The 20,120-nt window shown below is 62.3% G+C and carries 21 protein-coding genes; 6 read left to right on the top strand and 15 right to left on the bottom strand.

Annotation, left to right across the window (positions count from 1 at the left end; translation table 11 throughout):
- Positions 1 to 9: 9 nt before the first annotated feature.
- Positions 10 to 2,100 (bottom strand): TonB-dependent siderophore receptor, encoded by a 2,091-nt coding sequence (locus IF103_RS14125; protein WP_023381035.1) that lies wholly within the window; start codon positions 2,098 to 2,100, stop codon positions 10 to 12.
- A 574-nt stretch (positions 2,101 to 2,674) separates the two neighbouring features.
- Here IF103_RS14125 and IF103_RS14120 point away from each other — a divergent pair.
- Positions 2,675 to 3,295: a tyrosine-type recombinase/integrase gene (locus IF103_RS14120; protein WP_023381034.1), complete on the top strand. Its 621-nt coding sequence runs from the start codon at positions 2,675 to 2,677 to the stop codon at positions 3,293 to 3,295.
- Between the two features lie 72 nt (positions 3,296 to 3,367).
- On the opposite strand, the gene IF103_RS14115 is transcribed toward IF103_RS14120, so the two are convergent.
- A protein-coding gene (locus IF103_RS14115) for an IS5 family transposase (RefSeq protein ID WP_202675417.1) occupies positions 3,368 to 4,224 on the bottom strand; the annotation gives its coding sequence in 2 pieces (ribosomal slippage) (positions 3,368 to 3,876 and positions 3,876 to 4,224; 858 coding nt in all).
- A 1,478-nt stretch (positions 4,225 to 5,702) separates the two neighbouring features.
- On the opposite strand from IF103_RS14115, the gene IF103_RS14110 reads away from it, so the two are divergent.
- Both IF103_RS14110 and IF103_RS14105 read left to right on the top strand, forming a co-directional pair.
- Entirely contained in the window at positions 5,703 to 5,978 is a 276-nt protein-coding gene (locus IF103_RS14110; protein WP_027906760.1) for a DUF2790 domain-containing protein, read from the top strand.
- A complete protein-coding gene (locus IF103_RS14105) occupies positions 5,968 to 6,504 on the top strand; it encodes a thioredoxin family protein (protein ID WP_027906759.1) in 537 nt (178 codons plus the stop codon). The genes IF103_RS14110 and IF103_RS14105 overlap by 11 nt, the downstream gene beginning before the upstream one ends.
- A gap of 89 nt (positions 6,505 to 6,593) precedes the next feature.
- On the opposite strand, the gene IF103_RS14100 is transcribed toward IF103_RS14105, so the two are convergent.
- The 3 genes from IF103_RS14100 to IF103_RS14090 form a co-directional block, all read right to left on the bottom strand.
- Positions 6,594 to 7,442, bottom strand: coding sequence for a shikimate dehydrogenase (locus IF103_RS14100; RefSeq protein WP_023381029.1), 849 nt, complete (start codon positions 7,440 to 7,442; stop codon positions 6,594 to 6,596).
- Positions 7,439 to 7,888: a type II 3-dehydroquinate dehydratase gene (gene aroQ, locus IF103_RS14095; protein ID WP_023381028.1), complete on the bottom strand. Its 450-nt coding sequence runs from the start codon at positions 7,886 to 7,888 to the stop codon at positions 7,439 to 7,441. The genes IF103_RS14100 and aroQ overlap by 4 nt, the downstream gene beginning before the upstream one ends.
- A gap of 135 nt (positions 7,889 to 8,023) precedes the next feature.
- On the bottom strand, positions 8,024 to 9,589 hold the full coding sequence (locus IF103_RS14090) for a winged helix-turn-helix domain-containing tetratricopeptide repeat protein (protein WP_023381027.1): 1,566 nt from the start codon (positions 9,587 to 9,589) through the stop codon (positions 8,024 to 8,026).
- Positions 9,590 to 9,831: 242 nt separating this feature from the next.
- Between IF103_RS14090 and IF103_RS14085 the strand changes: the two genes are divergently transcribed.
- Positions 9,832 to 10,575 (top strand): SDR family oxidoreductase, encoded by a 744-nt coding sequence (locus IF103_RS14085; RefSeq protein WP_202675416.1) that lies wholly within the window; start codon positions 9,832 to 9,834, stop codon positions 10,573 to 10,575.
- Between the two features lie 37 nt (positions 10,576 to 10,612).
- Complete coding sequence (locus IF103_RS14080) at positions 10,613 to 11,026, top strand: cupin domain-containing protein (RefSeq protein WP_023381025.1); 414 nt, start codon at positions 10,613 to 10,615, stop codon at positions 11,024 to 11,026.
- 3 nt (positions 11,027 to 11,029) lie between these two features.
- On the opposite strand, the gene IF103_RS14075 is transcribed toward IF103_RS14080, so the two are convergent.
- Positions 11,030 to 11,533, bottom strand: a complete 504-nt coding sequence (locus IF103_RS14075) for a CinA family protein (RefSeq protein WP_202675415.1) — start codon at positions 11,531 to 11,533, stop codon at positions 11,030 to 11,032.
- A gap of 193 nt (positions 11,534 to 11,726) precedes the next feature.
- Between IF103_RS14075 and IF103_RS14070 the strand changes: the two genes are divergently transcribed.
- Entirely contained in the window at positions 11,727 to 11,960 is a 234-nt protein-coding gene (locus IF103_RS14070; protein WP_023381023.1) for a PLD nuclease N-terminal domain-containing protein, read from the top strand.
- 225 nt (positions 11,961 to 12,185) lie between these two features.
- On the opposite strand, the gene IF103_RS14065 is transcribed toward IF103_RS14070, so the two are convergent.
- The 9 genes from IF103_RS14065 to ligD form a co-directional block, all read right to left on the bottom strand.
- Positions 12,186 to 13,043 carry an SDR family oxidoreductase gene (locus tag IF103_RS14065; RefSeq protein ID WP_027906757.1) on the bottom strand — a complete coding sequence of 286 codons (858 nt, stop codon included), beginning with the start codon at positions 13,041 to 13,043 and terminating at the stop codon, positions 12,186 to 12,188.
- 134 nt (positions 13,044 to 13,177) lie between these two features.
- The gene (locus IF103_RS14060) at positions 13,178 to 13,591 is read right to left on the bottom strand and encodes a low affinity iron permease family protein (RefSeq protein WP_027906756.1); all 414 of its coding nucleotides are present in this window, start codon (positions 13,589 to 13,591) and stop codon (positions 13,178 to 13,180) included.
- A 134-nt stretch (positions 13,592 to 13,725) separates the two neighbouring features.
- Entirely contained in the window at positions 13,726 to 14,061 is a 336-nt protein-coding gene (locus tag IF103_RS14055) for a hypothetical protein (protein ID WP_027906755.1), read from the bottom strand.
- Between the two features lie 173 nt (positions 14,062 to 14,234).
- The gene (locus IF103_RS14050; protein ID WP_023381019.1) at positions 14,235 to 14,894 is read right to left on the bottom strand and encodes a glycosyltransferase family 2 protein; all 660 of its coding nucleotides are present in this window, start codon (positions 14,892 to 14,894) and stop codon (positions 14,235 to 14,237) included.
- Positions 14,891 to 15,490 carry a class I SAM-dependent methyltransferase gene (locus IF103_RS14045; RefSeq protein WP_023381018.1) on the bottom strand — a complete coding sequence of 200 codons (600 nt, stop codon included), beginning with the start codon at positions 15,488 to 15,490 and terminating at the stop codon, positions 14,891 to 14,893. Before IF103_RS14045 ends, IF103_RS14050 begins: the two co-directional genes overlap by 4 nt.
- A 9-nt stretch (positions 15,491 to 15,499) precedes the next feature.
- Positions 15,500 to 16,255 carry a PIG-L deacetylase family protein gene (locus IF103_RS14040; protein WP_023381017.1) on the bottom strand — a complete coding sequence of 252 codons (756 nt, stop codon included), beginning with the start codon at positions 16,253 to 16,255 and terminating at the stop codon, positions 15,500 to 15,502.
- Positions 16,252 to 17,292 (bottom strand): acyl-CoA dehydrogenase family protein, encoded by a 1,041-nt coding sequence (locus IF103_RS14035; protein WP_023381016.1) that lies wholly within the window; start codon positions 17,290 to 17,292, stop codon positions 16,252 to 16,254. The genes IF103_RS14040 and IF103_RS14035 overlap by 4 nt, the downstream gene beginning before the upstream one ends.
- Entirely contained in the window at positions 17,289 to 17,537 is a 249-nt protein-coding gene (locus IF103_RS14030; protein ID WP_023381015.1) for a hypothetical protein, read from the bottom strand. The genes IF103_RS14035 and IF103_RS14030 overlap by 4 nt, the downstream gene beginning before the upstream one ends.
- A complete protein-coding gene (ligD, locus tag IF103_RS14025) occupies positions 17,537 to 20,005 on the bottom strand; it encodes a DNA ligase D (protein WP_202675414.1) in 2,469 nt (822 codons plus the stop codon). Before ligD ends, IF103_RS14030 begins: the two co-directional genes overlap by 1 nt.
- Positions 20,006 to 20,120 lie beyond the last annotated feature (115 nt).

Raw genomic sequence — 20,120 nt, 5'->3', positions numbered from 1 at the left:
TTCCTCAGCTCAAAGATTCAGGGTCAGGCTCACACTGAAGTTGCGCGGCTCCCCGGGCAGCACCCAGGAGCTGTTGTACGATCGTTCGTAATACTTGCGGTCGAACAGGTTGTTGAGGTTCAGGCCGACGGTGACTTGTTCGCTGGCCTTGTAGTGCGCCAGAAGGTCGACCGTGCTGTAGGCCTCCAGGGTGAAGTCGCTGCCGGCCTGGCCTGAGCGTTCGCCGACGTAGTTCACCGCTGCGCCCACATCCGAGCCGCGCAGGGCGCCCTCCTGGAATTCATACACGCCCATCAGGCTGCCGCTGTTGCGGGCGATGCCCAGCAAGTCGCTGCCCTTGGGCAGGGCCGCGTCGCCTTTGGTGACTTCGGCGTCGATATAGGCGTAGGCACCGATCACCCGCAGCGCGTCGGTGAGCTGGCCGCTGAACTGCAGGTCCAGGCCTTGGCTGCGCGCCTCGCCGGCCGCCACGCTCTCGCCAAGGGCGTCGGTGGTGATGACGTTCTCCTTGTCGATGTGGAACAGGGCGATGGTCGCGCCCAGGCGGCTGTCGAGCAGGTCCAGCTTGACCCCTGTCTCGTAACCCAGGCCCTTTTCAGGTTTGTACACCTGGCCCTGAGTGCCGATGGTATTGGGTTTGAACGAGGTGGAGGCGTTGGCGAATACACCCACCTGCGGGGTCAGTTGGTACAGGACTCCGATGCGCGGTGTGGCGACCTCCTTTTCCTGGCTGTTGCTGACGCCAGTGGCGCGGTTTTGCGAAGTCTGCTCGAACCGCTCCAGACGCACGCCCAGCAGCCCGCGAAGGCGCTCGGTGAACGCGATCTGGTCTTGCAGGTTGAGTGCGTAGCTTTCGGTGTGCTCGAAGAAGTCGTTGGGCCGGATGATGGCTGGCTTCGGCTTGCCGTAGACCGGGTTGTAGATGTCCAGCCCATACCCTGCGGAGGTGGCACTTTGTGGGTACTTCTGGCTGTTGCGGTAGTTTTCGTACTCCAGCCCGACCAAGGTCTGATGTTGCCAGCCGCCCAGCTCGAACTGGCCGTGCAGCTCGGCCTGGGTGATGTTGTCGTTCCATTCGAAGTCGCGTTCGCGATAGAAACGCGTGATGGTGGTGCCGACCAGGGCCTGGGGTTCGGAGCTGTTGCCCTTGAGCGTCCCCTGGGTATAGTGGTTGGCCAGGCGCAGCTTCCAGTTGTCGTTGAGAACGTGTTCCAGTGCGACGTCGAGGGTCTGATTGTCGTTGCGGATCTCGCCGTCATTCGGCTCGCCAAGGAAGGTCGAGCGCTTGACCGAGCCCATTTCGCCATTGACCGCCGGAATGCCGCGGTCGAACACCGACTCAGTGCGGGAAAACTCGGTGTCGATCATCAGCCGGGTGTCGGGCGACAGTTGCCAGCTCAGGGAGGGGCTGACGATACGGCGTTCGCTGCCGACATAATCACGGAAGCTGTCGTTGTCCTCGACCGCGAGGTTGATCCGGCCCAGCAGATTGCCTTCGCTGTCCAGCGGCGAGTTGGCATCCAGGGCAGTGCGGTAGCGGTCCCAGCTGCCTGCGCTGAGGGTAAGGGTGCTGAAGGCTTCAGCCTGAGGGCGCTTGGTGACGATGTTGACCAGCCCGCCAGGGTCGCCACGGCCGTAGAGGCTGGCAGCAGGGCCTTTGAGCACTTCGATGCGCTCGATGTTGGAGGTGTCGGGCGCGCTGTAGCTGCCGCGATTGATGGCGAAACCGTTCTTGTACAGCTCGCCGGTGGTGAAACCGCGCACGCTGTAGTTGAGGAAGGTCAGGCCGCCGAAGTTGTTCTGCCGCGACACCCCACCGGCAAAGTCCAAAGCGCGGTCGATGCGGGTGGTGTTGAGGTCCTTGATTACCTGCGCAGGCACCACGTCGATGCTCTGCGGCGTGTCGCGAATGTCGGTATCGGTTCGGGTCGCCGTGGCCGAGCGGTTGGCACGATAGCCTTGCACCGGCCCGTCGACGCGCTCTTCGAGGTAGGCATCGGTGATCGAGGTTTCGTTCAGCAACAAGGGTTCCGCCGCTGAAATCGGCTGGCCGAACAAGCCTAAGGTCAGGCCGGCCAGAAGGGGGGCGCGAGGGTTCACGTAAAGTCTCCATCTATCACGCTAAAACGTTGCATTTTTGCCCATCCTGACCTGGGTACTTACCTGCCCATCCGTGAGTTGATTGGCCTGTGTTGTCTGAACCAAGCGACACAGGCCGCACTGTTTACGCAGACGCCCGATGCGAGCGGCCTAGCTCGCGTCAGACCTGACTGAATCTTGATGAAGAAAATTTCATCAAACGGCTACGCATGGTATAGGATGTAATAACGTAACACTACTATCGTGCGCAAAAATTTTTGGAGATGTAACTTAAAGGTGTTGTGTAGGGAACTTGGGAACCACCCCATCTACCGTCCTGTGCTGTTACACGACACATCGGCGAACGTGTTCAAAAGGCTGTGAATGGACATCCCTAGGTGTCTACGAAACTACGGGCGATTCAGGTCTGGCCGATTTCAGCCGGTTGCCTACGGTCGGTTTGACTCCTTCCTTTGGCGGCCAGTCGTTTGCTCTCCCACTTTTAAGACGTAGACGAGGGTCTGCTTTGGGTCGGTTAGCGACCGTCCACCGTATCGAGTTCACCCTTGTTCTCCCCTAACGCGGAGGACAACCCATGAAAACCGCTGCTATCTACACCCATCGCCCATGGAACAAGGGAAAGCTAGTCGGGCAGAAAGCTCCGCTCCGACTCAGAGATATCTGGGCCATCCGGGTAAGGCTCCAGATCGCGGAGAAATCTAGGGATCTGGCGTTGTTCAACTTGGCAATCGACAGCAAGCTGCGAGCCTGCGACTTAACCAAGCTTCGTGTACGGGACGTAGCCCATGGAGAGCATGTGTCGTCACGAGCGATCGTGATGCAGCAGAAAACTCACCATCCCGTGCAATTTGAGATCACCGAGCAAACCCGTATGGCTTTGGAAGCCTGGATGCATCAGGCTCATCTCCGTAGCGAGGACTGCCTGTTTCCGAGCCGGCTACATGGTTCAGATCATCTCTCCACCAGGCAATACGCTCGAATAGTGAAAGCCTGGGTGACAGCCATTGGCCTTGATCCGACGCTGTACGGCACCCACACGCTGCGGCGAACGAAGGCCTCATTGATCTATCGTAGAACCAAGAATCTGAGGGCAGTCCAACTCTTGCTTGGCCATACGAAGCTTGAAAGCACCGTCAGATATCTGGGGATTGAAGTCGACGATGCCTTGGAGATGGCAGAGCAGACGGAGGTCTGATCATCCAAAGCGACGGTCGAGGGCAGACCGTCGCTAACCGACCCCAAGCGGACATCAGTGATGCCTATGGCCCTAGGCTCTGTCTGAAAAAAGCCGTCGCATACACCGCATGACACAAGCCAGCGAGACCATTGCGGCATAACTTTTTGCGAGCTTGTCGAAGCGCGTGACGATTCGGCGGTTCTCTTTTAGCCAGCCGAACATGCGTTCGATGATGTTGCGCTGTCGATATTTTGGGCGGTCAAACAGTCTTGGCAAGCCGGGTTTGGGCTTGCGTTTCATTGAGCGCAGCGGAATGACCGGCTGCATCCGATATCGATCGCAGTAACGGCGCAAGGCCTCGGCGTCGTAGCCTTTGTCAGACAGCAACCATTTGCATCGTTTGCGTGGACGACCACGCTGGTTTGTCGGGATGCTGACATCATCAAGTAACGGCTGGGCATAGCTGATGTCGCTGGCTTGGCCGCCAGAGAGAAGGAAGCGCAACGGTATCCCGTTGGCATCGCAGAGCATATGAATTTGGGTTGTCAGTCCGCCGCGACTGCGGCCTAGAGCGTGATCGGTAGGCTCGTCAGGCCCCCTTTTTTCCGCGCTCCAGATGAAGCACGGGTTGCTCGAACAGCGGTCGAATCGATCATCCAGGTGTGGGGATCGATCCAGCCTTTGTCATTGAGTCTGAGGTGCAATCGTCTGAGCATCTGATCGAATGTTCCGCGGTTTCGCCAGACCCGGAAGCGGTGATAGACCGTCGCCCAAGACCCGAAGCGCTCGGGCATATCTCGCCAGGCTGCTCCTGAGCACAGCACCCAGAGCACACCATCGAGCATCAAGCGATCACTGCTGCGGGGCCTGCCCCTGACGTGGGCTGCCGTAAAGAGATCGGCGACCACTGCCCACGCCTCATCCGAGAGTTCATAACGCTTTGCCATCACAGAATTCCTTTCCGCAGATGGCCGGCGACTGTACAGAACCCCGGCTGTTCCGGGGGCCACATTTCAGTTTCTTGGGATTTCAGACAGAGCCTAATGCGCGATATCCCAGACGCTACAAATTGCGACGTCAGTAGGCCGAGCGTAGGGAGGTGACGGGCATGGATGCCCTTCAAGCGCTGCGCCCCAGGAGGGGCCGTTCAGCGCGGTCCTCCCGGGAGCAAGCCCGTAGCGAGGGAACCCCGAAGCGAAGCGTAGGGGCCGGATGATAGGAGCCAGCGGTTTTTGCCTACTTTTGCCCAAGAGCAAAAGTAGGTCGCCGTAAAGGCGAAAAGGTGAATGAGCGCCTCCATGGCGAATGGATATTCACGCTATCTGAATGCCGCCCTTAAATCTGTGCTTTGAAGTTTGAAGTTTGAAGTTTGAAGTTTGAAGTTTGAAGTTTTGGTTTCTGGATGCGTGAGCATATCCATTTGCCAAGGTGACGCTCAATCACCTTTCCGCTCTTACAGCGGGTCACTTTTTGGCAGACGCCCCAAAAAGTAACCAAAAAAGTCTGGCTCCTATCATCCGGCCCCTGCGCTGCGCTCCGGGGTTCCCTCGCTCCGGGCTTGCTCCGGGAGGACCGCGCTGAACGGCCCCTCCTGGGCCGCAGCGCTTGACGGGCATCCATGCCCGTCACCTCCCTGCGCAAGCCCTGCGCTCGGCCTCCTGAAGTCGCATTAGGTGGCGCCTGAACTACCGCGCGCTAGAAGCAAGAGCAAAGCGAAGCAAAAGAAAGTCCGCCTCGAATTTATAGTTTTAATGTTGAATGTGCGGCTGGTTTAGCTGTTGTTGTTCGGATTTGGTATTTCATGCTCCGCTTTTGCTTTTAATGCGCGATATCCCAGACGCTGCAAATTGCGACGTCAGTAGGCCGAGCGTAGGGCTTGCGTAGGGAGGTGACGGGCATGGATGCCCGTCAAGCGCTGCGGCCCAGGAGGGGCCGTTCAGCGCGGTCCTCCCGGGAGCAAGCCCGTAGGCTCTGTACGAAAAGCCTTGATACTCGGTGATGCTGCGTTGAAAACAGCCTCGGAATGCTCATTTACAACCCGTAAACTCCGCTTCCTCGGCTGTTTTCGCCTTGCCTGACCTTCGTCTCAAGACGTTTCACACAGAGCCTAGGCATCGAAGTCGATGACGCATTGGAGATGGCAGAGCAGACGAGGGTCTTTCTCAAAATGCATACGTGACGTCCTGATGCCATTGTATCCGTTTGTACATGATTGGCGCCCATCTCGGGTGCTGGATTATTCCTTAACATCATGTATTTAAAGGGTTTTATCTGATTTTTCAATGCGTCACTGTACCGGACTCAGATACAGGAAGAGGCATATAGCAACGTGCAACGACACATCCAGGATACCTGGCAGCGGTGAAATGGCTCTCGACCGGGGAGCAACACTCCCCACACCTGAACGTTGCACAGGAGAGATGCCATGAACTTCAAGACCTTCGCCAGCGCCAGCCTGTTCGCCGTGCTGAGCCTCGGCACTATCGCCGCCCAGGCCGCCACGGCACCGATGAGCGATGCCGGTGTCATGCAGTACCGCTACGGCGACACGCTCGATATCAAGAAAGTGCTGTCGGTACAGGACGACCAGGGCAATGCCTGCGGCCTGGTGAACACCCGCATGGACTACCTCGATTCGAAAGGTCAGCAGCAGAGCGTGCAGTACCGTACGTACGCTACCGGCGGTTGCCATGAGAATTGATCGGCGCCACTGGCTGAAGATAGGCGGTGTGGCCCTGGCCTTGGTAGGCCTGGGCCTAGCCGCGAAGCCCTGGACCCATGACGATCTTGGGGCCATGCCGTCGCTGGCCGGTGCCAACCAGTGGCTCAACTCGCCACCGCTGGACGCCTCGGCGCTCAAGGGCAAGGTGGTGCTGGTGGATTTCTGGACCTGGGACTGCATCAACTGCCAGCGCAGCTTGCCGCATGTGAACGAATGGGCGCGCCAGTACGCCGACCAGGGGCTGGTCGTGGTGGGCGTACATACCCCGGAATACGACTACGAGCATGATGTGGGGACGCTCAAGTCGAAGGTTGCCAGCCTTGGTATCGAGTATCCGGTTGCGGTGGATAACGACTACAAGGTCTGGAATGCCTGGGGCAATCAGTTCTGGCCCGCCCATTATTTCGTCGATCGCAAGGGGCAGGTGCGGCATGTGCACTTTGGCGAGGGTGATTATGACGGTCAGGCGCGGGTGATCAGGGCGTTGCTGGATGAGAAAGGCTGATGGCAATGTGTCGGCTTTCATCGCCGGCAGCCGGCACCTACCGGGTTGGCGCGGGTGCCGGCTTGCCGACGATGAAGGGGGCGGCCGATTCAGCTGAAGCTGGCGAAATGCGCTTGCATCCGTCCCGCATCGGCCTGGCGCCCGGTGAACAGCTCAAAGGCCTTCACCGCCTGGAACACGGCCATGTTGCTGCCATCGAGCGTACGGCAGCCCAGCGCCCGTGCTGCGCGCAGCAGTTCGGTCTCCAGCGGGAAGTAAATGATTTCCGCCACCCACAGCCGCTCATGCAGTAGCTCTACAGGCAGTGGGGTGCCCGGCAACTTGGCCATGCCCACGGGCGTGGTATTCACCAGGCCATCGGCCTCGGCCAGCGCGCTAGCCAAGTCAGTACCTACCACCGCACGGCCCGCGCCGAAGTGCGCGTTGAGGTTGTCCACCAGCGCTTGTGCGCGGGCAGCATCGACCTCGAACAGCACCAGTCGCTCGACCCCTTCACCCAGCAGGGCATGGGCCACCGCCGATCCTGCACCACCGGCACCCATCTGCACCACCTGGCGTCGTGAGACGTCGGGCAACCCACGGCGCAGACCTTCGGCGAAGCCCAGGCAGTCGGTGTTGTGTCCCACCCGCTTGCCGTCCTTGAGCACCACGGTATTGACCGCGCCGATGCCGCGCGCTTCATCCGACAGCTCATCGAGCAGTGGCAGAATCGCCTGCTTGAACGGGTAGGTGATATTGAGGCCGGTGAAGCCTGTGAGTTGCGCCGCCTCAAGCAATTGCGCCAGCGCACTGTCCTGGACGTCCAGCTGGTCGGCGTCGATCAGGCGATACAGGTAACGCAGGGCTTGGGCATCACCTTCGTGCTCGTGCAGGGCAGGGGTGCGCGACAGTTGAATACCACGGCCGATCAGTCCGGCAAGGATGGCTTGCTGATTCATGCTGCCTGCTCCTGCAACAGTTCCGCGAAGTGACTCAGGGCCAGGCGATAGCCCTGGCTGCCAAGGCCACAGATCACACCGACGGCGATGGACGAGACGAATGAAATATGGCGGAACGGTTCGCGCTTGTGGACATTCGACAGGTGCACCTCGATTACCGGCAATTCGCTGGCGACCAAGGCGTCGCGGATAGCCACCGAGGTGTGGGTCCAGGCGCCTGGATTGATCAGAATGCCGTTGCAGCGGCCACGGGCGGCATGAATCCAGTCGATCAGCTCACCTTCATGGTTGGTTTGGCGAAACTCCAGGTCCAGGCCCAGTTCCTGGGCGCTGTCAGCACAACCCTGGGCGAGGTCGGCGAGGGTTTCACGACCGTATTGGGCAGGTTCACGGGTGCCCAGCATGTTCAGGTTGGGGCCGTTGAGTACCAGGATGAGGGGCTTCATAGCAGCATCACTTTGTTGTTTTTGGATGTGCTTATGTTTGTACCAGGTGGTTAATTACGTCAATTCGAAGCGCTGCCTCGCGTGGAAAAGTGTGCGATTATCGAACCCCAAACGCGCGATGCCCTGATCGGGCGATCATTCTGGCAGCCCGGCGAGCCTCAGGCCCTCGGCAAACAGTGCCAAGTCCTCGTCGCGATGAATTGGCATCCACTGGCGCAACGCCGAAACCCGCAACCCAGGGTCCTGTTCGCGTAAGCGCAGCATGGCTTTGTACGCGCTGTCCATGCGCCCGCTCAGCGCATGGCTGGCGGCCAGCAGGGCCACCGCCGCAAGCAGGCTGGGCAGATTCCCCAGTGCCTTCTCCGCCCACTCCACCGCCTCGTCAAAGCGCCCAGCAAAGAAATGCGCCAACGACATGCCCACCTCCATGCGGAACATTTCGGGGTCCAGCGGGCTCAGCCGTGCCGCGTGGTTGAGGTTGTCGATGGCGGTCTGCGTCTCACCCCGCAGTACCCGCAGCATCCCGCCCAGGAACCAGGCAGGCGCCAGGTTGGGATTGAGCAGGCGCGCCCGATCGAGCAGGGCGATGCCACCGTCCAGGTCACCTGCCAGGTGCCCGAGGGCATGCCCACCGCGGGTGAGCGCCACGGCATCGTCGCGGCCAAGCTCCACGGCCAGGCGCGCCAGGCGCGCACCCTCGGCGATTTCCTGGGTACGATCACCCATCCAGCCGTTGAGCTTGCGCCAGAAGTAGCACCAGGCTGCCATGCCATAGGCCGAGGCGAAATCAGGGTCCCGTTCGATGGCCTGGTAGAACAAGGGCAGCGCCTGGTCGACGGCCTCGCGGGTGCCGTTGTGCAGCTTCGCCGTGCCGCGAAGGTAGTAATCGTAGGCGCACAGGCTGTCGGTCGGCTTGCGTTTGGCACGCTCGATCTCGGCCCGTTCCAGCTGTGGGGCGATGGCGCCCACCACGCTTTCAGCCATCTGGTCCTGCAGCTCGAACAGGTCGTCTAGCCGTCCCTCGAAACGCTCGGCCCACAGGTGCTCGCCGGTGGTGGCGTCGATCAGCTGGCCCGTGATGCGCAGCCGTTTGTCAGCCTTGCGCACGCTGCCTTCGAGGACGTAGCGCACGCCCAGGGCCTGGCCGACCTGTTGCACGTCGACACGCTGGCCCTTGAAGGTGAAGCTTGAGTTGCGGGCGATGACGAACAGCCAGCGGATGCGCGACAGGGCGGCGATGATGTCCTCGACCATGCCATCGGCGAAGTAGTCCTGTTCGGGGTCGCCGCTGAGGTTCTGGAACGGCAGCACCGTGATCGAGGGTTTCTCGGGGAGGCTGGGCCCGACAGGGGCGCTCACAGGCCCGGTGGGAACAGGCGCTTCGGTGCTGCAGGCTTCGCGGACCCGGGCCACGAAGCGGTAGCCCTTGCGCGGCACGGTGCGCAGCAGACGTTGTTCCTCACCGGTATCGCCGATGGCTTTGCGCACGGCATTGATATGGCTGGTGATGGTCGACTCGGAGACGATCTTGCCGTTCCACACGCGGGCCAGCAATTCATCGCGGCCCAGCACCCGGTCGCGGTGGCTGACCAGTTGCAGCAGCAGGTCGAACACCTGCGGGCCGATGGTCACGGCCTGTCCGCGCTGAGTCAGCTCCCGACGCTGCTCGTCGAGCACATAGTCGTCAAACTCGAATGGCACGTGATGTCCTCGCGCGCGCCCTAGGCTCGGTGTCCGAGGCGACTGTTCATGGGGGTTGTTCGATGATACGGCAGCGCATCGCCGGCTGCACATGCTTGGGCGCGGTTTGAACGGTTTGGACGCAAATTCAAGCGTGCCTGGAGGCAAATCCAGCCTGCCAGCAAGGCTTTTGCCGCGGCGACGGCACACACTGCATGCCTGACGACGGCAAAGGTTGCGGTCGAGCACGCGGAGAGAGCGCCATGAAAATCGTGGTCATCGGAGGCACCGGTCTCATTGGTTCCAAGCTTGTCAACGGCCTGCGCGAGCGAGGCCATCAGGCCGTCGCCGCAGCACCGAGCACAGGGGTGAACAGCGTCACCCGCGAGGGGCTGGCCGAAGCGATGAACGGGGCGGATGTGGTGGTGGATGTCGCCAACGCGCCGTCCTGGGAGGACCAGGCCGTACTCGCGTTCTTCGAGACGTCCACCCGTAACCTGTTGGCCGCCGAGAAGGCGGCAGGGGTCGGACACCATGTCGCGCTGTCGATCGTGGGCAGCGAGCGGTTGCCGGAAAACGGCTATTTCCGTGCCAAGGTCGCTCAAGAGGCGCTGATCGAGCAGTCTGGGGTGCCCTACACCGTGGTGCGCGCCACCCAGTTTTTCGAGTTCGTCGAAGGCATTGCCCAGTCGGGAGCGGTGGGTGAGGAGATTCGCCTGTCACCGGCACTGTTCCAACCCATGGCGGCGGACGATGTGGTTGAGGCGCTCACCGACGTCGCGCTGGCGGCGCCAGCCAATGGCACGCTGGAGATCGCCGGTCCCCAAGCCACTCCGCTGGATGAGTTGGTACGCCGTTTCCTGCGGCGCAAAGGCGATGCGCGCAAGGTGGTGGCGGACGTCCACGCACGCTACTTCGGCGCCGAACTCGATGACAAGTCGCTGACCCCTGGCAAGGTGGCGCGGCTTGGCAAGACACGCTTTGAAGACTGGCTGGCGCGCCAGTGAACCCATGCAACCCCTACCGAACAGAAGGAGCTTCGCCATGTTCAGTCGCACTCTCCTGGTCGCCGCGTTCACCGCGCTGACCCTCACCCCGGTACTGGCCGCCGAACGGCCGGTCAGTAAAGTCACCGTGGTCTTTGACCACCCACTGCCGAACGTGCCGGGCAAGAGCATGCGCGGGGTGATCGTCGATTATGCCCCGGGCGCCGCGTCCCCTGCCCACCGACACCCGAAATCCGCGTTCATCTATGCAACGGTGCTCGAAGGTGAAGTACGCAGCAGTGTGAATGGTGAACCAGCCAAGGTCTACAAACCCGGTGAAAACTGGTACGAGGCGCCAGGGGCGTTTCATGGTGTCAGCGCCAACGCCAGCGACAGCAAGCCCGCCAAGCTGATGGCCGTGTTCGTGCTCGACAGCAGCGAAACAGTGTTGGTGACGCCGAGCGAGAAGTAAGCCTCAGGCGCGCTCGCCGCGAAGCCAGCGCTGGTGGTAGTGCGCGAGCCGGGTCAGCCCGAATAGCGCGCCTTGCTGCATGACCTCGGAGCGATCTCCGAAGAACCGCTGGGTTCGTGTGAAAACAGCCACGGGTTCCCCGGCGAATGCCCAGGCAAAGCACAGGGTGCCTGGCGCAACACCGTCCTGTCGCTCGGGCCCGGCCACGCCAGTGGTGGCGATGACCACATTGGCGTCGCTGTCGCGCAGGGCGCCCAGGGCCATTTCCCATGCCACTGCCTCACTGGTGAGGCCGTATCGTTCGATGGTCCTGGGGGCGACGCCGAGCAAGCGTTTCTTGGCAGTCGGGGAATAGACCACATACCCGCTTTCGAGTACTTCTCCGGTGCCGGGCACTGCCGCTAACAAGGCCACCATGCAACCCGCCGTGCAGGACTCAGCTGTGGTCAGGATCAACCGATGATCCTTGAGATAGCCGAGCGTGGCCAATACAGGTTCGGTTTCCATCAGGGGATCGACTCGTCTGTTGTTGTGCGGTGGACGCCATCCAGGGCTATTTGGTTCAGCGTTCGTTGGCCCCGATCATCCCTTGCATACGGATCGGCCTGAACTTGTTGCCACTGGCGGCTTCCTCTGTGTAATAGGCAGCAATCGCTGCACAGCGATGCGGCCAGTTGCGCACAAAGAAGGAGAGCGCGCCATGAATGCCCCTGTGACTTATTTCTGGATTGCCGTCGCCGTGATCATCCTGCTGGTCGACCTCTGGGCAATCGTGAGTGTTTTTCGTAGCGACAAGTCAGATACGACCAAGGTGGTGTGGTCCTTGATTCTCGTGGCGCTGCCGATAGTCGGGCTCGCCCTCTGGGGCGTGGCCGGGCCGCGCGGAATCAAGCGCGGCACCGGACCAACGTCCCCCGAACACAGCAAGGGATAGGAGTGCAGCATGAGCAAGGCAGACCCGTCGCAAAACACTGACACCCAGCAAAACCCCAAAGGCGAGCAGGAGAGGGATAACGACGCACTACGTCCAGACGGCTCGACGGGCACCTCCCACGACTCCACCGCTCAGAAAGCCGCGCGTGGACAGGGTCGACCCAAACGCTGAAATGGGCCCTGTGGTTGGGTGGCAAGGCTCGCCGCAAAGGCGAGCCTGCGTTTCTCACAGGATCGGTTTACCCCCGGTGACAGCATAGCGCGACCCGCTGATGTAGCTGGCTTCATCCGAGCCAAGCAGCACGTAGATTGGTGCGACCTCGACAGGCTGACCTGGCCGCCCCATGGGATAGCCAGAACCGAAGTTCCTGACAGCTTCGTCCGGCATTGTGGCCGGGATCAGGGGCGTCCATATCGGGCCTGGGGCTACGCTGTTGACGCGAATCCCACGCTTGGCGAGCAGCTGCGCCAACCCAGCCGTGAAGTTGGCAATGGCACCCTTGGTGGTGGCATAGGGCAGTAGTTTTGGCGAGGGGTCGTCGGAGTTGACCGAGCTGGTATTGATGATCGAGCTGCCCTCGGGCATGGAAGGCAAGGCCGCCTGGCAAATTCGGAAGATGGCGGTGATGTTGGTGTCGAAGGTCTTCACCCACTCGTCATCGTCGATTTCTTCGAAGGTCTCGTGGGACATCTGGAACGCCGCGTTATTGACCAAGATATCGATTCGACCGAACTGCTTGACGGTCTTCTCGACGATGTCACGGCAAGTTTGCTTTTGGGACAGGTCTCCCGGCAGCAGCAGACATTGTCGACCGGCGTTCTCCACCCAGCGCGCGGTTTCCTTGGCGTCTTCGTGTTCGTCGAGATACGCGAGGGCAACGTCGGCGCCTTCGCGGGCATAGGCGATGGCCACAGCCCGGCCAATACCGCTATCGGCTCCGGTGATCAACGCCACCTTCCCGCTCAGTCTATCGTGACCGGTATAGGACTGCTCGCCACAGTCGGGATACGGGTCCATTTTTCGTTGCGAACCTGGCACGTTTTGCGGTTGGGAGGGAAAGGGGGGAGTAGGGTAGGGGTGCATGGTAAAAACTCCTGCGGTTGAGAAGGCTCATACCTGTTCGAAACACCGGCCCGCGGCGCGTTGGCTCCGATGTGCAGTCGACTCGACGAGTGGTACTCCCCCGGCCGCCGGCTACAGCGCGACGGCGCCTGGGATCAGCGCTGCGCGTCGTCGCCAGCTGCATCCCGGGGTGGCGCCTCAGGGCTGTCTGTTTCGTTTTCACCCTGGCAGCCCATGGCCTGGTAAGCTTCGCGCAGCTTGTGTATCTGCCGGTTGTCCAGGTCCTCGAGGTCCAGCACCGAGCGTTGAGCCGATTTCGTGGCGCGGATGAGCTCGTCGAGCTTCACATGAATGATGTCGTTGTCGCGGTTTTGGGTGTTCTGGATAAGAAAGACCATCAGGAAGGTAATGATCGTCGTCGACGTATTGACGATCAGTTGCCAGGTATCGTTGTAGTGAAACCATGGTCCGGTTGCAGCCCACAGGGCGATCAGCAATAGAGCGGTGAAGAAGGTGCTCGGTTTACCGGCATGGTGGGAAAGCCATTGGCAGAACTGCGCGAATTTCATGGTGTTGACTCCACGAGGATCTACAGAATCTGACCTCCGTGGGAGCGCTGAGTCTTATTTTTCGGACTGTGCGGCGATGGCATGTCATGCGTAGGCCCAGTGCCAAGGCGATCCTTCGCCTCGGCCTACGTGGTTTAGCGGTTGTCGTCGGTCATGCCGCTGTCTTCGTCCTGGACGGTTTGTGAGTTGTCGTCCATGTCCTGGGGACGGCGATTGTCGGATTGGGTGTCGGCCCCATGCCCACCTTTTGCGCCTTGCTGATTCGCACCGCTCGCACGCTCAAGGTCGCCACGCTGTTTGTCCTCCCACGATCCCTGGCCGCCCTGCTGCCGCTCCTCAGGCCTGCCTCCGGTCGTTTGGCCACCTTTTTGTCCTGCCTCGGACGTGCGGCCAGGGTCGTTGGCGCGGCTGCCCTGGGCGTTCTGGGAGGTACCACCTTGCTGTCCACTTCTATCTTGTTCGTTAGCCATGGTCTTGAACCTCGTTTGTTCACACAGAAAAGACTGTGTTTACGTGTGAGATCAGGCAGCAGGCGATTGCTCCACTCACTTTCGAACGAGCAGACAGGGTGCACGAAATACCCAGCGCTCAATGGGTTGCGTCGTAAAAGCCGGGGTCTTGCGCAGACCCTGGCGCGCCGTCATCACAGCTGACGTTCCAAGCGAGTAAGGTAGTCGGCGAAGCCGCCCTTCGCCCGGCCATCCCGCCGGCTGCTGGTCGCCACGCTGTGTTCTGCGGTCCAGACGATCTGCGCGCCACTGGCTTCCAGCGCCAGCACCAACTGCACATCCTCATGGGCCGGTAGCGGTTGGAAACCGCCGACGTGCTGATAGGCCTCGGTACACACGCCGAGGTTGGCTCCGTGAATATGCCGATGACCCTCCAGGGCCTGGTAGCCGCTACGGTACAGCTCGCGCAGCGCGTGACTGTGCCAGGGGTGCCAGCGCTCGATGTGCACCGTGCCGCAGACCACATCGGCATGCCATTGCAGTTGCGACACCAGCCAGTGCTCCGGAACGCGGCTGTCGGCATCGGTGAATGCCAGCCAGCGGGCGCCCCGGGCGATCATCCGCGCCGCGCCCGCTCGCCGGGCAATGCCGACATTACCGGCTTGCAGTGCAAGGGTTTGCACGCCATGGCGGTGGGCGATAAGCGCACTGGTGTCGCTGCAGCGGTCCAGCACCACCAGCACCTCGACGGCAAGTCCAGCCGCTTCAGCGCGTGCAGCCGCAGCCTTGATCGCCCTTAGGCAGCGTCCCAGGCGCCGGGCCTCGTTGTGGGCGGGTACAATGACGGCGATCATTGGCAGCGCTCTTGCAGGTCCACCACGCTGGGCTGGCATGACCAGTATTCGAGCAGAAAGTCCGCCTCTTCGTGGCGCACCAGGGGGTAGAGCGGTAGGTGACGGGCCAGCAGGGCGTGTACCTCGCGACCATCTTGCGGACAACCGGCGATAGGATGGCGCCAGTGGCAGGCGAGCAACCCCCCCTCGTTGGCAAGGCTCGCCACCGATTGTTCGATCACTTGCAGCCAGTCGGTCGGGTCTAGGTAGTAGCCGATCTCGCTCAGTACCACCAGGTCGAATGTCCCGCCTGGCCAGTCGCCCGGCAAGTGCCCCTGTTCGACCAGGGCGTGGGGTGCGCCCGTCAGGCGATGGCGAGCCAGGGATACGGCGGTGCTGTCGATGTCCTGGCACAGCAGGCTGGCGCAGCGTTCGGCCAACAGCACGCTGAGCTCGCCGTTGGCGCAGGCCGGTTCGAAGATGCGCGCGTAGCACTGGCGAGGCAGGCAGGCCATCACCAGGTCACGCTTGCGGCGCTCGTACCAGCGGGTGCGGAAGGCCCATGGGTCATCGCTGGCGGCATACAACTCGGCGAAGTACTGCGCGTCGAGGCTCATGGCGACTCCTTATAGGAAAAGCAGTTCGAAGGGTTGCAGTAGGCATGTCTGCAAAGGCGCTGGCAGCACTGGAGGACGATCGCCATCGGGCTGCAGTTGGCTGGCGTGCGCGGCCAAGGCCTCCCGCTTGCGTGCCAGGCGTGCTTCGTCCACCTGCAGGCGATGCGCCCGAGGCCAGGGCAGGCGAGGGTCGTCAGGCTCGGCCCAGTGCCAGGCCCACACCGGCGCTTCGGCCAGTTGTGCCCGGCGCGACAGGGCCGCCCGCGCACCGGCGCGGCCAGCGGCCTCATGGTCGCAGTGGCCGTCGCCGCGCCAGGTGGTCAGCAACAGGTCGTCGGGTTCCAGTAGCTGCTCCAGGTGGTTGACCAGGAAGGCTTCATCGCGCGGCAGGGCTCCGTCCTTGAGGTTGAGCCGTCGCCAGTCAAGGCGGGTGAGGTCCAGGTCCAGGTGCTGCAAGGCATGTCGACTCTCCAGCGGGCGCTGGTGACGCAAGCGGTGCTCGGTCCAGTACGCGGAATCGCGGTGGCTGCCCTCACCATTGGTGGCGGATATCAGCACCAGCTCGTTTTCGCGCCCGCGAAAGCTCGCCAGCAGCCCGCCCGCCATGAGGATTTCGTCGTCTGGATGCGGCGCCAGCAGCACCAGGCGCCGGCCAGGAGGGCACAGCTGCTCGGGCGTCAGCCAGCTCGCGCGTGCCAGGTGCGCGGAATGCTGCCATTCACTCCACGGCGTGCCGGAGGCTGCCTGAATCAAGTTTTCGCTCATAAGTGCCATGCTCCTGGCGGAAGGTGGGTCACTTGCCGGCCCAATTCGGCCAAGTCTCGTTCGGCGTGGCTTTGACGCAGGTAGACCGGGAGGTCCGCGCTGAGCCGGGCGAAGTGGCTGCTATGACAGAACGGCGTAGCGCCCAGTGCCCGGCCAACGTGGTGAATGACCTGTTCGACCGCCTGCTCGACCTGGGCGCGGGTACGGCGCACCTCGACGCTGGCGTCGGCCTGGGGGTGCCTGTCTATCCAGGCCGCGCATTCGCGAAGCGCGGCGCGGGCCCCCTGCAAGGCGGCATCGACCGCTCCCAGGTGAGCGTCGGCGTGCGGATCGGGCCGAGGCTTGCGGCACTGTTCGCGCAGGTACTCGGCCAGCGCCTCGGCCGCACCGTACCAACAGGCCGCGATGCCTGCGCCGCCGTGCCAGAAGCCCGGTCGCGACAGGTATTGACCCGGCAAGCCGACGGCCAGCCCCGGCGAGTCGTCGAATGTGACGGTGACACTGGCGGTATGGGCCATGCCCACGGCTTGCCAGTGATCGGCCTGAACCTGCTGGCTGGGGTGCGCCATCTCGATGACGACCAGCTGTGGCTGGTCGTGTGCCCAGGCGGTGATCAGCGCACGGTCGATTTGCAGCGCGCCCGAACACCAGGCCTTGCGGCCTTGCAGGCGTACCTGATCGCCAGTGCGCTGGACGATGTGGGTCCGGGCATTCGGCGGTTCGGCCGCCCAAACGCCCCAGATGCCCATTTGCGTAAGCTGCGCCGCGCCACATTCGGCAAGGATCGCCAGGGCATCGGTATGGCCTTCGTAGAGTTTCGCCAGACCTAGATCGCAAGCCGCCACCCGCGCCAGGGCTTGCCAGCGTTGCAGGGTCTTGCCTTGGCCTGGGAGCGGCAGCAAGTCCAGGTGGTCGGCCTGCAAGGCATGCAACAGCGCTGGCAGCGAGCCTGCCAGGTCGATAGGGCGCGGTCGTGCGCCGAAGCGCTGCAGCAGCCGGTCGAGATGGCCTGGGTCGAAATCCGGGTCGAGACTCATGGGCTGCTCCCTCCTTGCACATTCTTCTTCCACCCCCGCAGGTTCATGGCGCACAGACAGAACTGCAGGACGATCAATGCCCAGGCTTGCACCTGCCAGCCCCATGCCACCCAGAGCACGTTGCTGCCAATGAAGCAGCAGAATCCCATGCGTCGCCGACGGGGTTGGCGCGAGCCGATGCACCAGGCCGCTGCGAGCGTGAGCAGCATCGCCGGCCATTGCAGCAGGTCGATCAGCCCCCCCATCAAGCGAGCCCCAGTTGCTTGCGCATGCGTGCGGTGATCGACTGCCGGGTCTTGCTCATCTCGGCCCACGGGTCGTCCACCTGCGCCAGCCGTTCGTGCAGGTTGCCGATGTTCCATTGGTTGGCCCCCTTGAGCTGCGTCAATTCCTCGCGCCAGATCGGTACCGACACCGGCAGGCCTTCGCGCGCGCGCAGCGAATAGGCGGCCACGGTGGTGGCGCCTTTGCCGTTGCGCAGGTAGTCGATGAAGATCTTACCCACCCTGTTTTTGGGCCCGGACACGGCGCTGAGCCGATCCGGGAAGAGGTTCGCCATGTGTTCGACGATAGCGTGACTGAACTCCTTCACGTGCTCCCATCCGGCTCTGCGGGTCAGCGGCACGACCAGGTGCATGCCCTTGCCGCCACTGGTCTTGAGGAACGTCTTCAGGCCCAACTCATCGAGCAGGGTGAGGGTCAGCTGGGTGGCCTCGAGCATGGCTTTCCACGGCAGTGCCGGGTCAGGGTCCAGGTCCAGGACGAAGCGGTCGGGGCGGTCGAAGTCCTTGTCGGTGGCGTTCCAGGTGTGAAGTTCCAGCATGTTCATCTGCACCGCTCCCAGCAGGCTGTCGGCGCGGTTGAGCACCATCGCCGCCTGGCCGGCTTCGGCCTTGCTGTAGCTGACGACATGGGGAATGTGCAACTGACCGGCGTTCTTCTGAAAGAACAATTCACCGTCAAGACCGTCCGGTGCGCGAACCAGCGCCACGGGACGGTCCTTGAGTTGTGGCAGCAGCCAGTCGGCGACCTGTGCGTAGTACTGCGCGATCTGGCGTTTGGTGGTGCCGCTGGTCGGGTCGATGACACGTTCGGGGTGGGTGAGGCGTAATTTGCCCAGCCCGTTCGGCTGAGCCGTCGTTGCGGTCTTGGCGGGCACGGCGCGCTCCAGGTCGATGGCGGTTGCAGGCTTGTCGTCGCGCAGGCCGTGGAATACCGAGTGGCGCACGATGCCGCTGCGGGTCATCTGGGCGTAGGCGACCTCGGCCAGCAGGCGCGGTTTTAGCCAGTGCACGCCGCGGGCATCGGCCCCGGTCGGCGGCTTGGGCAAGGGTGGCGTGGCGGTCTGAAGTGGTTTCAGACGGTCGCGGATGCTCGCCAGGGTGGCGGCGCTGAAACCGGTGCCTACCTTGCCGGCGTAGCGCAACTGGCCGCTGTCTTTGTCGTGCAGGGCCAGCAGCAGGGCGCCGAAGCCGTGACGGCTGCCTTTGGGATCGGTGTAGCCAACGATCACGAATTCCTGGCGCTGCTTGCACTTGAGCTTGATCCAGTCGCTGCTGCGCCGGCTCATGTAGACGCTGTCGGCACGTTTGCCGATCAGGCCTTCCAGTCCGAGCCAGCAGGCGCTGGCGAGCAGTGAGTCGACCGGTTGGTTGAAGTCCTCGGAAAACTTAAGCGTGTCCGATGTGTTGTGCTCAAGCAGTTTGGCCAGGGTTGCCCGGCGGTCTTGCACGGGCAGTTCACGCAGGTCCTTGCCGCTCAGGTACAGCAAGTCGAACAGGTAATAGGTGATGTTGTCGTCGTGTTCGGTGTCGAAGGCGTTCTGCAGGGCCTGGAAGTCGGTGCCGCCGTTCTCGTCGACCACTACCATCTCGCCATCCAGCCAAGCCGAATCGAGCCCGAGCGCCTTGAGTGCCTCGACCTGGCGCGATAGCTTGGCGCTCCAGTCGTGACCATTGCGGGTGAACAGGCGCACATCGTCTGCGTCGATGCGGGCCAGGATGCGGTAGCCATCGAACTTCACTTCATAGTGCCAGTCGCCGCTGGGGGGCGAATCGACCAGGGTGGCCAACTGGGGTTGAAGCTTGTCCGGCAGGGCGCTGGGTTTGGCCTTGCGCCTGGGCTTGGCGGGTCTGGCGTTGGTCGGGCGCCGCGGCAGCAGGGTACGGTCGCTGAGCACGCTGTCCGGCAGGGCCTCGACGATGCTGTAATCGGCTTCGCTGCGGGCCTGGTCGTCATGGGACTTGACCAGCATCCACTGCTCTTTCTTGCCGGCCAGATGGGTGCGGAACAGGTTCCAGACACCCGACAGCTTCTCGCCTTGCAGGGCAAAGCGCAGCTTGCCTTTGGCATAGGCTTCGCGCGGGTCGCCCTCGGGCTCCCAGATGCCCCGATCCCAGACGATCACGTCCCCGGCACCGTAGTGTCCCTCGGGGATGTGGCCTTCGAAATTGGCGTAGTCCAGCGGGTGATCCTCCACATGCACAGCCAGGCGCCGGACCTTGGGGTCGAGTGAGGGGCCCTTGGGGATCGCCCAGCTTTTCAAGGTGCCATCGAGTTCCAGGCGAAAGTCATAATGCAGGTGGCTGGCGTCATGCTTCTGAATGCAGTACTGCAGCCCATGGGCGGGGCGTGCGCGTGCGCGCTTGCCAGCCGGCTCGGGGGTGGCGTTGAAGTCGCGCTTGCGCTGGTACTCCTGCAGGGGCTTGGCCATGGCGGGCTCCGAAACGATTCGCGGGTCTCTAGAGTGGGAGAGGGCGCAGGAACGGGGAGTTCCAAAAAAAGCGAGGCGCGCACAGCCAGAAACTCTGAATCATTTACCCATGAGG

The organism is Pseudomonas sp. SK2, from assembly GCF_016772395.1.
In the GTDB taxonomy this organism is placed as follows: Bacteria; Pseudomonadota; Gammaproteobacteria; order Pseudomonadales; family Pseudomonadaceae; genus Aquipseudomonas; species Aquipseudomonas taiwanensis.
This window is presented reverse-complemented; position numbering and strand designations above follow the sequence as displayed.

What these genes read in the sequence shown, in the direction of transcription:
- IF103_RS14105 (WP_027906759.1), top strand. Translation starts at nt 5,968, where the DNA reads ATGAGAATTGATCGGCGCCACTGGCTGAAGATAGGCGGTGTGGCCCTG.
- IF103_RS14055 (WP_027906755.1), bottom strand. Translation starts at nt 14,061, where the DNA reads ATGGCTAACGAACAAGATAGAAGTGGACAGCAAGGTGGTACCTCCCAG.
- IF103_RS14080 (WP_023381025.1), top strand. Translation starts at nt 10,613, where the DNA reads ATGTTCAGTCGCACTCTCCTGGTCGCCGCGTTCACCGCGCTGACCCTC.
- IF103_RS14110 (WP_027906760.1), top strand. Translation starts at nt 5,703, where the DNA reads ATGAACTTCAAGACCTTCGCCAGCGCCAGCCTGTTCGCCGTGCTGAGC.
- ligD (WP_202675414.1), bottom strand. Translation starts at nt 20,005, where the DNA reads ATGGCCAAGCCCCTGCAGGAGTACCAGCGCAAGCGCGACTTCAACGCC.
- IF103_RS14045 (WP_023381018.1), bottom strand. Translation starts at nt 15,490, where the DNA reads ATGAGCCTCGACGCGCAGTACTTCGCCGAGTTGTATGCCGCCAGCGAT.
- IF103_RS14065 (WP_027906757.1), bottom strand. Translation starts at nt 13,043, where the DNA reads ATGCACCCCTACCCTACTCCCCCCTTTCCCTCCCAACCGCAAAACGTG.
- IF103_RS14120 (WP_023381034.1), top strand. Translation starts at nt 2,675, where the DNA reads ATGAAAACCGCTGCTATCTACACCCATCGCCCATGGAACAAGGGAAAG.
- IF103_RS14070 (WP_023381023.1), top strand. Translation starts at nt 11,727, where the DNA reads ATGAATGCCCCTGTGACTTATTTCTGGATTGCCGTCGCCGTGATCATC.
- IF103_RS14030 (WP_023381015.1), bottom strand. Translation starts at nt 17,537, where the DNA reads ATGGGGGGGCTGATCGACCTGCTGCAATGGCCGGCGATGCTGCTCACG.
- IF103_RS14060 (WP_027906756.1), bottom strand. Translation starts at nt 13,591, where the DNA reads ATGAAATTCGCGCAGTTCTGCCAATGGCTTTCCCACCATGCCGGTAAA.
- IF103_RS14085 (WP_202675416.1), top strand. Translation starts at nt 9,832, where the DNA reads ATGAAAATCGTGGTCATCGGAGGCACCGGTCTCATTGGTTCCAAGCTT.
- IF103_RS14035 (WP_023381016.1), bottom strand. Translation starts at nt 17,292, where the DNA reads ATGAGTCTCGACCCGGATTTCGACCCAGGCCATCTCGACCGGCTGCTG.
- IF103_RS14100 (WP_023381029.1), bottom strand. Translation starts at nt 7,442, where the DNA reads ATGAATCAGCAAGCCATCCTTGCCGGACTGATCGGCCGTGGTATTCAA.
- aroQ (WP_023381028.1), bottom strand. Translation starts at nt 7,888, where the DNA reads ATGAAGCCCCTCATCCTGGTACTCAACGGCCCCAACCTGAACATGCTG.
- IF103_RS14040 (WP_023381017.1), bottom strand. Translation starts at nt 16,255, where the DNA reads ATGAGCGAAAACTTGATTCAGGCAGCCTCCGGCACGCCGTGGAGTGAA.
- IF103_RS14050 (WP_023381019.1), bottom strand. Translation starts at nt 14,894, where the DNA reads ATGATCGCCGTCATTGTACCCGCCCACAACGAGGCCCGGCGCCTGGGA.
- IF103_RS14075 (WP_202675415.1), bottom strand. Translation starts at nt 11,533, where the DNA reads ATGGAAACCGAACCTGTATTGGCCACGCTCGGCTATCTCAAGGATCAT.